Below are 7,422 nucleotides of genomic sequence, written 5' to 3'. Positions count from 1 at the left end.
GAGAGGTGACTTCGTCGCCGGCGGCCATGACATTAATTCTACCGCCGGCGCCGACAATATGGCCGCGTACGGGTGATCAGGAATTGGATACTTTCACAATAATCCCAACGAAACATAGAGCGCGCGCGTTCAACGCCGACGGGCGAGAACGTTGGTGCAGCGACACGCTTAAGCCAACCCGATGTCCACCGTCGCGGCGATGGACGGGTCGACGTTTTTCACCAGGCTTTGTACGTTGATGGCCGCCAATCCGCCAGCTGCCGCCGACCAGCCAGCCGTACGACGTTTCGCGAGTCTCGGCATCACCCCGGGCGGCAAGCCCACGACCGAGGCCGCGGTCCTGGACAACGCGGTGAAGGCGGCCAAGCAGCGGATCGCGGCCTATCGGGATCCACGGGCTCGTACCGTCGACGGCTGAGTCTACAGCCTCGACTGGGGGATGTACAGCACCAACTACCCACTGCGCGGATACATCTCGCGATTCGGACTAGCTGGCGCGGTCGAGTTTCCCGTCCTGTATCACGAGAAGTCGGTCCGCGTGCCGGGTGAGCCGGCGGTCGTGGGTGATCATGATGACTGTGCGGTTCTTCGCGATCATCCGGATCGGCTCCAGGAACCGGTCGGCGGCGACCGCGTCCAGGCTTGCGGTGGGTTCGTCCAGGACCAGCACGGGAGTGTCGCGCAGGAGCGCACGGGCGAGGCCGACGCGCTGGCGTTGGCCGCCGGAGAGTCGGCTGCCGCGCTCACCGGCGACCGTGTCGTAGCCGTCCGACAACGCGGTGATGAAGGAATGCGCGCCCGCCGCGGCGGCGGCCCGTACGACGTCCTCGTCTCTCGCCTGTGGCCGGGCGTAGCGGATGTTTTCCCTGATCGTGGCATGGAAAACCACGGTTTCCTGGGGAACCAGGGTGATGTTCTCGCGGAGCGAGGCGAGCGTCAGCGCTCGGATGTCGACGCCGTCCAACCGGATCTCGCCACGATCCGGATCGTAGAATCGCAGCAACAGCTTGGCGATGGTGGATTTCCCGGCCCCGCTCGACCCGGTGATCATCACCAGTTCCCGTGGGTTGGCCACGAAAGTAAGGCTGTCAGCGGCCGGCTGCTCGGCGCCTGGATAGTGGAAGGTCACGTCGGTGACCTCGACGACCCCGCGAGCCCGCGGCGCCGCGATCGCCAGCGGCGCGTCCACGACCGCTGGCTCGATCGCCAGCAAATCGGTGAGTCGCGCCGAACCGGCGGTGGCCTCGCTGATGGCGAGGTTCAGCTGGCCGAGCTGTTGAATGGGCGGGTAGAGAAATCCCAGGTAGGCGACGAAAGCGAGCAGTCCGCCAAGGGTGAGCCGGCCGGCCGCGATCTCCCAGACGCCCAGGCCGATGATGCCCAGGATGCAGGCCACTTCGACCAGGTCGACCAGCGGTCCATAGGCGGCGGTGGCTCTGCTCTGGCTGAGTTTGGCCCGCATCCAAGCCAAACCATGCCGGTGCAGCCGGTCGGACTCAGCGTTTTGTTGGTTGTACGCTTGGACCATCGCAACGCTTGCCAGTCCCTCCTGCACCGCGGCCGCGATGTCGCCGTTGCTGGCCCGCTCGTCCACTGAGGCGCGCTGCAGTCGACCGGAGAAATATCGCGCGGCCAGCAGGAACAGCGGTGCCACCGCGAAAACCACCAATGCGAGTTCCCAGCGGATAAGGAGCGCGGCGGCCGCGAACAGCAAAGCTGAGGCGGCAGCAGTGGAGAATTCGACGGCGCCGGAGACCACCAGCTGTTCGACCGCCGCGATGTCGGACGACAGTCGGCTCACCAGGTCGCCGATCTTGCTGCCAGCGAAGAAATCCGGCGAGAGCCTTTGCAGGTGCGCGAAAACCGCGTCTCGCAGCCTGAGCAGGAATCGTTCGGCTACTTTCGCGGTCACCATGGAGGCGAAATACGAGGTCATTCCGCCGATCGCGGTGACACCCAGCCAACCCGCTGCCGGCCACCAGAATCCGCCGAGCTTTCCGGTCGCCAACGCGTTGTCGGTGATTTCCGCGAACATCACCACCGCGACCAGCTCACCGGCCGCGCCGCCCAGCGTCAGCGCGGCCGCCACGAAAAGCCGGCCGCGGTCGGGGCGCGCGTACGGCCAGAACCGTCGCAGCAACGGCCGGACCGCGGCACTGGGCGAGTTGGCCATCTGACTTTCCTTTGGTGGAAACGAAAAGCCGGGGCGGGCTAATGAATGCCCGCCCCGGCTCAGGGATTTTCTCGTTGCTACTTGTGGATGGGCTTGCGCGGCGCGGGCTTGCGCGGCTGCGGCCGGCGGCACACTGGTTTGCGCGGGGTGACCCTGGTGAATGCCATTTTCTTCACCTCCTTTTGTTGATCTGACACTTCGAAAGCTATCCGAGATAGTTGGCCGCGTCGATGAAATCCGGCTGTGCAGACAATAAGGAATTCTGGGCGTTCGCTGTATGTTGTGGTGCACAGCGGTCGGCTGTTGAACACACAGCTGACACCCAGCATAAGAGCGCAGTTTATGTGCGCGAGCGGGGAATTTTCTCGACCCGCATGAATGCGGGGAGGAAGCGAGCGGCCCACCCACCCGGCAGAAGCGGTGGGCCGCTGCTTGCAAACCTGCCCGGCGGTCAAGGCGTCGAAACACCTCGACCGGCCCCTGCCGAATGACTGGTGACAGGTCGCGCTCGCAGGTCGGGGGGGTGCCAGCGAGCGCTGGAGCAAACCGTACATTGTTGCGAAGCGTTTAGCAACTTAACGTCGTACGGTATATTTGGTATAGACCAGGAGTCCCGCCGAGGAAGGTTTCCGTGTGGCCACCCAGGCAGAACGCTCCGCCGCGAGCCGTCAACGGCTCCTCGCCGCGGCGCTCACGCTGCTGGCCGAAAAGGGAGTCCAGGCCACCTCCGTCGCCGAGATCGGCGCCCGCGCCGGCATGAGCCGCGCCGCCGTGAATTTCCACTTCGGATCCAAGGACGCGTTGCTGGCCGCCGTCGTCGGCAAGGTCATCGAAGAGTGGGAGCAAGCGGTTCTGCTGCCCGAACTGGCCGCCGCCGCGGACTTCGCCACCGCCATGGAGGCTGCGCTGCTGGCGCACCGCAAAATGGTCATGGAAGGCACCGTCGCCTACCGCGTCTATTACGTCCTGCTGCTCGAGTCTCTGGGCCCGTCCCCGCACCTTCGCTCCGAATTCGTCCGGCTCCGCCGCAAATTCCGCGACGCCTTCGTCGAAGGCATGCGGCGCTCCGGTGTCACCGAAGACACCGGCGTCGACCTTGAAGGCATGGCCGCCTGGTTTGTCGGCGCCCTGCGCGGCATCGCCCAGCAATACCTCCTGGAACCCGACGCCATAGACCTCAACGCCGCCCACGCCGAACTGGCAAGTGCTGTCCGCGCCAGGGTTGAGGCGGCACTGCAGCCGTAGGCTCGCTTTTGCGAATGTAACGAACAGGCAGCTGTTTCGTTGCATTCGTTGACAATGCCTCGATTCGACTCAGTCTGTGCCGGACAGGCCGGCCATGATGGCCTGGGCGACCGGGGACGTGTCTGTTCCGTCGAGGGTGAATCCGCTGCGTACGTGCACAGCTGGTTGGGCCATCATCCGGGGTGTCGTGCCACGGTGTGGCCAGGTGGCGGTGTGGACGACGAAAGGGTGGCAGAGATACACGTCGCCGGCTCTGCCGGTGGCGTGCGCGGTGCGCCGGCAGAGGATCGACGGCCGCCACTTGCTCTCGACTTCCTCGCTGGTGACGCCAGTTTCTCCATAAGGCGCGAGAATTCGCGCGATGTGCTGGTGCGAACCGGTCACCAGCCGGGTCGGCGCGTCGTCGTCTCCCACGTCGGAGAAAAGGAACAGCGCAAGCAGACCCCTGGCCCTGGACCGTACGTTCACCCGGTAACCGTCGGGACTGTCCCAGCTGCCCTCGATGTGGTAGCCGGCGTTGCCGCGGTCCTCCGACGGGAACCGGACCGGCACCGAGCCGCCGACCCCTTTCCGGCGCGTCCATCGGCCCGGGCCGATCAACTCGTCGTACGCGGCGGACAACGCCGGCGACGCGGCGGCCGCTGCGAACGGCTCCGCCTCCGGGCAGTCGACGCTGACGCATGAGCGGGTCCAAGTCGTCTGGTCGTCTTCCTGAATCCCTTGCGCAGCAAGGGATTCCCAGATCAAGTCCCGACATTCCCGAGCCGTGGTGGGGTCGAACGTGGCACGCACCACGACATAGCCGTCCCGTACGAAACCGTCCAGATCCACACCCGGATCCTGTCACCGCAACGGCTTCACGTCACTTGAATTCAGGGCTGGGGAGAAGGGGCAGAAGGTGGCCAGCCGTTGACTGTGTGGACGCTGCCGTCCTGGCCCACCAGTCGGCTCGGCAGCCGCCGGTCGCGCAGCCATGGCAGCGCCCCCGAACCACGTACCAAAGCGCAGGTGGAGGCCACGTTCGCGGTCAGGCAGCTGGCGGCCACCACGGATGCGCTTCGCCACCCCGCGGCGGCCGGCTGGCCGGTCCGCCGGTCGATGATGTGGTGCGGCAGCCGGCCGTCGCGGACCCACTGCCGGCTCCGGGTGCTGGAGGTCGCCATCGCCGCACCGGCCGGCACTCGTACCGTACAAGCCGGGTCGTCTTCCTGGTCCTGCACCAAAACCTGCCAACCGCCCGGGTGCGAGCCGGCGGTGGCGATATCGCCGCCGAGGCTGACCAGAGCGCCGACCCCGCAGCGATCGGCCACCAGCCGGGCGCACCGGTCGGCGGCCACCGCTGTGGCGGTCGCGCCGAGGTCCAGCACGACGCCGGCCGGCACGGTCAGGTGCCCGCCGGCCAGCCGGACCCGCCGCCAGCCGGGAGCCGGTTGGACGATGACGTGTACGGCTGTGCCGCCGTCGGTCAGCAGGTCGAAATCCCGGTCGTGGCCGAGTTGGTTGAGCGCCGAGCCAACCGTGGGGGACACGTCCCCGTCGGTCTGCCGGGCCGCGTCCAACGCGGCCGCGACGAACTCCGACAGCAGTGGGCTGACCGGCACCGGCCGGCCGTCGCGATGGGCGCGCATCAGCTCGGAATCGGCCCGGAACCGGCTGCACGCCCGATCAATCGCGGCCAGCTCGGCCGTCACGATCGCGCGGGCTTTGGGCAGCACAGCAGGATCCGAGACGACCAGGCGCGCGGTCGGGCTCCAGGCCATGCCGGCCGTCCTCCCGTCCTGGGTGGTGACTGTCTCCAGAGTCCATGCGCCGGCTGTGCGTCACCTGTGCGACCAATAGCTCCCACCTGTGGGTGTTCCGGTCACAGCGGACGCCTATTCGGGACACAGGCCGCATACAGTCACCGCCGTCAATCTGGGCCTTCCCGCGCCAGAAATCGAAAGAGGCATTCCGATGACAGTCACCGCAGATCAACCGCGGGTCCGGCAGGACGTGGATCCGCCGCCCGTACGCCGATTTTTGTTGGGCCCGGAGGGGCAATCGGCATGGGTACGCCCGTCCGTGCTGGTCCTGTTGGTCGGAACGGCGTTCCTCTATATGTGGAATCTCGCGGCTTCGGGCTATGCGAACACTTTCTACGCCGCCGCTGTCCAAGCCGGCACACAAAGTTGGAAGGCCTTGCTTTTCGGCTCGCTGGACGCCGGCAACTCCATCACCGTCGACAAGCCGCCGGCCGCGCTCTGGCTCGACGCGCTTTCCGGCCGGGTCTTCGGATTTTCCAGCTGGAGCATGCTGATTCCGCAGGCACTGTGCGGAGTGGCCGCGGTCGCGCTGCTTTATGCCGCCGTACGCCGGTGGTCCGGTCCAGTCGCCGGCCTGATCGCCGGCGCCGCACTGGCGTTGACCCCGGTCGCGGTCTTGATGTTCCGCTTCAACAATCCGGACGCGCTGCTGACCCTGCTGATGGTGGCCGCTGCCTACTGTGTCGTACGGGCTCTGGAAAAGGTGTCCAGCCGGGCCGCGATGCTGTGGCTGATGGTGGCCGGTGCCGCGATCGGCTTCGGGTTCCTTACCAAGATGATGCAGGCTTTCCTCGTACTGCCGGCGTTTGTGTTGGTCTATCTGGTGGTTTCCAGGTTCTCGTGGCCACGCAGGTTGCTGCATTTGCTGGCCGCCGGCGGGACGCTGCTGGTGTCCGCCGGCTGGTTCGTCGCACTGGTCGAGCTCTGGCCGGCGGCCTCTCGCCCGTACATCGGCGGCTCGACCAACAACAGCCTTTTGGAGCTGGCGCTGGGATACAACGGCCTCGGCCGGATTTTCGGGCAGGGCGGTGGCGCCGGTGGCTTCGGCGGCGGTGGTGGAGCAGGCGGTGGGGGTGGCGGTTTTGGTGGTGCCACTGGCATTACCCGGCTGTTCTCGGACTCTTTCGGCAGTGAGATCTCGTGGCTGTTGCCGGCCGCTTTGATCGGCATGGTTACTGTGCTGTGGGTTGGCCGGCGTGCGCCGCGCACTGATCGGACCAGGGCCGCAGTGCTGCTCTGGGGCGGCTGGCTGCTGGTCACCGGGCTGGTTTTCAGCTACATGAGTGGGATTATCCACCCGTACTACACAGTCGCGTTGGCGCCGGCGATCGGTGCGCTCATCGGCATCAGTTCGGTCACTTTGTGGCGCTCTCGTACCGAAATCGCGCCGCGGGTGGCGCTTGCCGCCATGGTCGCGGTTACTGGCATCTGGGCGTACGACCTGCTGGGCCGCGACTCTTCCTGGCTGCCGGCGCTGCGCTGGATCGTAGTGATCGCTGGCGTGTTGGCCGCGACTGGTCTGTTGGTCGGCGCCCATCGTACGAGGCGGATCGCTGTTATCGCGGCGATCGCGGCGGTGATGACCGGATTCGGTGGCGCGTCCGCATACGCGGTGGCGACCGCATCGGTGCCACACAACGGTTCGATTCCCACCTCTGGGCCAGCCTCAGCCGGCGGTCAGGGAGGGTTCGGTGGCGGTCCCTCCGGAGGGATGATCATCAGGGAAGGTGGCCGGCCGAACTTCGGTGGCGGACAGCCAGGCTCGGGCGGTCAGCGCGGTTTTGATGGGCAGCCACCCACCTCCGGGACTTCTCGGCCTGGCAACCAAAGCGGTGGTCCTGGTGGGGATGCGACCGCTAACAGCCAGCTCACCGCGCTGGTGAAAGCCACCTCGACAATGTGGGCGGCGGCCACGAACGGCTCGCAGGGCGCGGCCAGCCTGGAACTGGCGTCCGGGAAGTCGGTGATGGCCATCGGCGGCTTCAGCGGTACGGACAACTCGCCGACTTTGGCGCAGTTCCAACAATATGTCGCGCAGGGCAAGATCAGCTACTACATCGGCGGCGGGCAGCAGGGCCGCGGCGGAGACGGCTCCGGAACAGCGATCGCCACTTGGGTCGCCGCCCATTACACCGCGAAGACAGTCGGCGGGCAGACCGTCTACGACCTGAGAAGCTAGTTTTCCACGAATATAACGAAACG

General features: G+C 66.4%; 6 protein-coding genes. 3 read left to right on the top strand and 3 right to left on the bottom strand.

Going from position 1 to position 7,422, the window contains the following annotated elements:
• The first annotated feature begins 181 nt into the window (after positions 1-181).
• A complete protein-coding gene (locus tag ABD301_RS34070; protein WP_163572769.1) occupies positions 182-418 on the top strand; it encodes a hypothetical protein in 237 nt (78 codons plus the stop codon).
• Positions 419-487: 69 nt separating this feature from the next.
• On the opposite strand, the gene ABD301_RS34065 is transcribed toward ABD301_RS34070, so the two are convergent.
• Positions 488-2,173, bottom strand: a complete 1,686-nt coding sequence (locus ABD301_RS34065; protein WP_344314314.1) for an ABC transporter ATP-binding protein — start codon at positions 2,171-2,173, stop codon at positions 488-490.
• Positions 2,174-2,806: 633 nt separating this feature from the next.
• On the opposite strand from ABD301_RS34065, the gene ABD301_RS34060 reads away from it, so the two are divergent.
• Complete coding sequence (locus tag ABD301_RS34060; protein ID WP_163572765.1) at positions 2,807-3,418, top strand: TetR/AcrR family transcriptional regulator; 612 nt, start codon at positions 2,807-2,809, stop codon at positions 3,416-3,418.
• 69 nt (positions 3,419-3,487) lie between these two features.
• Here the strand turns inward: ABD301_RS34060 and ABD301_RS34055 are convergent, their stop codons facing one another.
• Together ABD301_RS34055 and ABD301_RS34050 are read right to left on the bottom strand one after the other, a co-directional pair.
• The gene (locus ABD301_RS34055; RefSeq protein ID WP_344314313.1) at positions 3,488-4,249 is read right to left on the bottom strand and encodes a phytanoyl-CoA dioxygenase family protein; all 762 of its coding nucleotides are present in this window, start codon (positions 4,247-4,249) and stop codon (positions 3,488-3,490) included.
• 41 nt (positions 4,250-4,290) lie between these two features.
• A complete protein-coding gene (locus ABD301_RS34050; protein ID WP_344314311.1) occupies positions 4,291-5,178 on the bottom strand; it encodes an FAD:protein FMN transferase in 888 nt (295 codons plus the stop codon).
• Between the two features lie 193 nt (positions 5,179-5,371).
• On the opposite strand from ABD301_RS34050, the gene ABD301_RS34045 reads away from it, so the two are divergent.
• Positions 5,372-7,399, top strand: a complete 2,028-nt coding sequence (locus ABD301_RS34045) for an ArnT family glycosyltransferase (protein WP_344314310.1) — start codon at positions 5,372-5,374, stop codon at positions 7,397-7,399.
• Positions 7,400-7,422: the final 23 nt, after the last annotated feature.

The sequence above is a fragment of the Fodinicola feengrottensis genome (assembly GCF_039530045.1).
GTDB lineage: Bacteria > Actinomycetota > Actinomycetes > Mycobacteriales > HKI-0501 > Fodinicola > Fodinicola feengrottensis.
The sequence above is the reverse complement of the archived record's forward strand: the minus strand, read 5'-3'. Positions and strand labels throughout refer to the sequence as shown.

Bases quoted from the DNA above. Each gene is read 5' to 3' on its own strand.
- ABD301_RS34045 (WP_344314310.1), top strand. From the start codon at position 5,372: ATGACAGTCACCGCAGATCAACCGCGGGTCCGGCAGGACGTGGATCCG.
- ABD301_RS34070 (WP_163572769.1), top strand. From the start codon at position 182: ATGTCCACCGTCGCGGCGATGGACGGGTCGACGTTTTTCACCAGGCTT.
- ABD301_RS34050 (WP_344314311.1), bottom strand. From the start codon at position 5,178: ATGGCCTGGAGCCCGACCGCGCGCCTGGTCGTCTCGGATCCTGCTGTG.
- ABD301_RS34065 (WP_344314314.1), bottom strand. From the start codon at position 2,173: ATGGCCAACTCGCCCAGTGCCGCGGTCCGGCCGTTGCTGCGACGGTTC.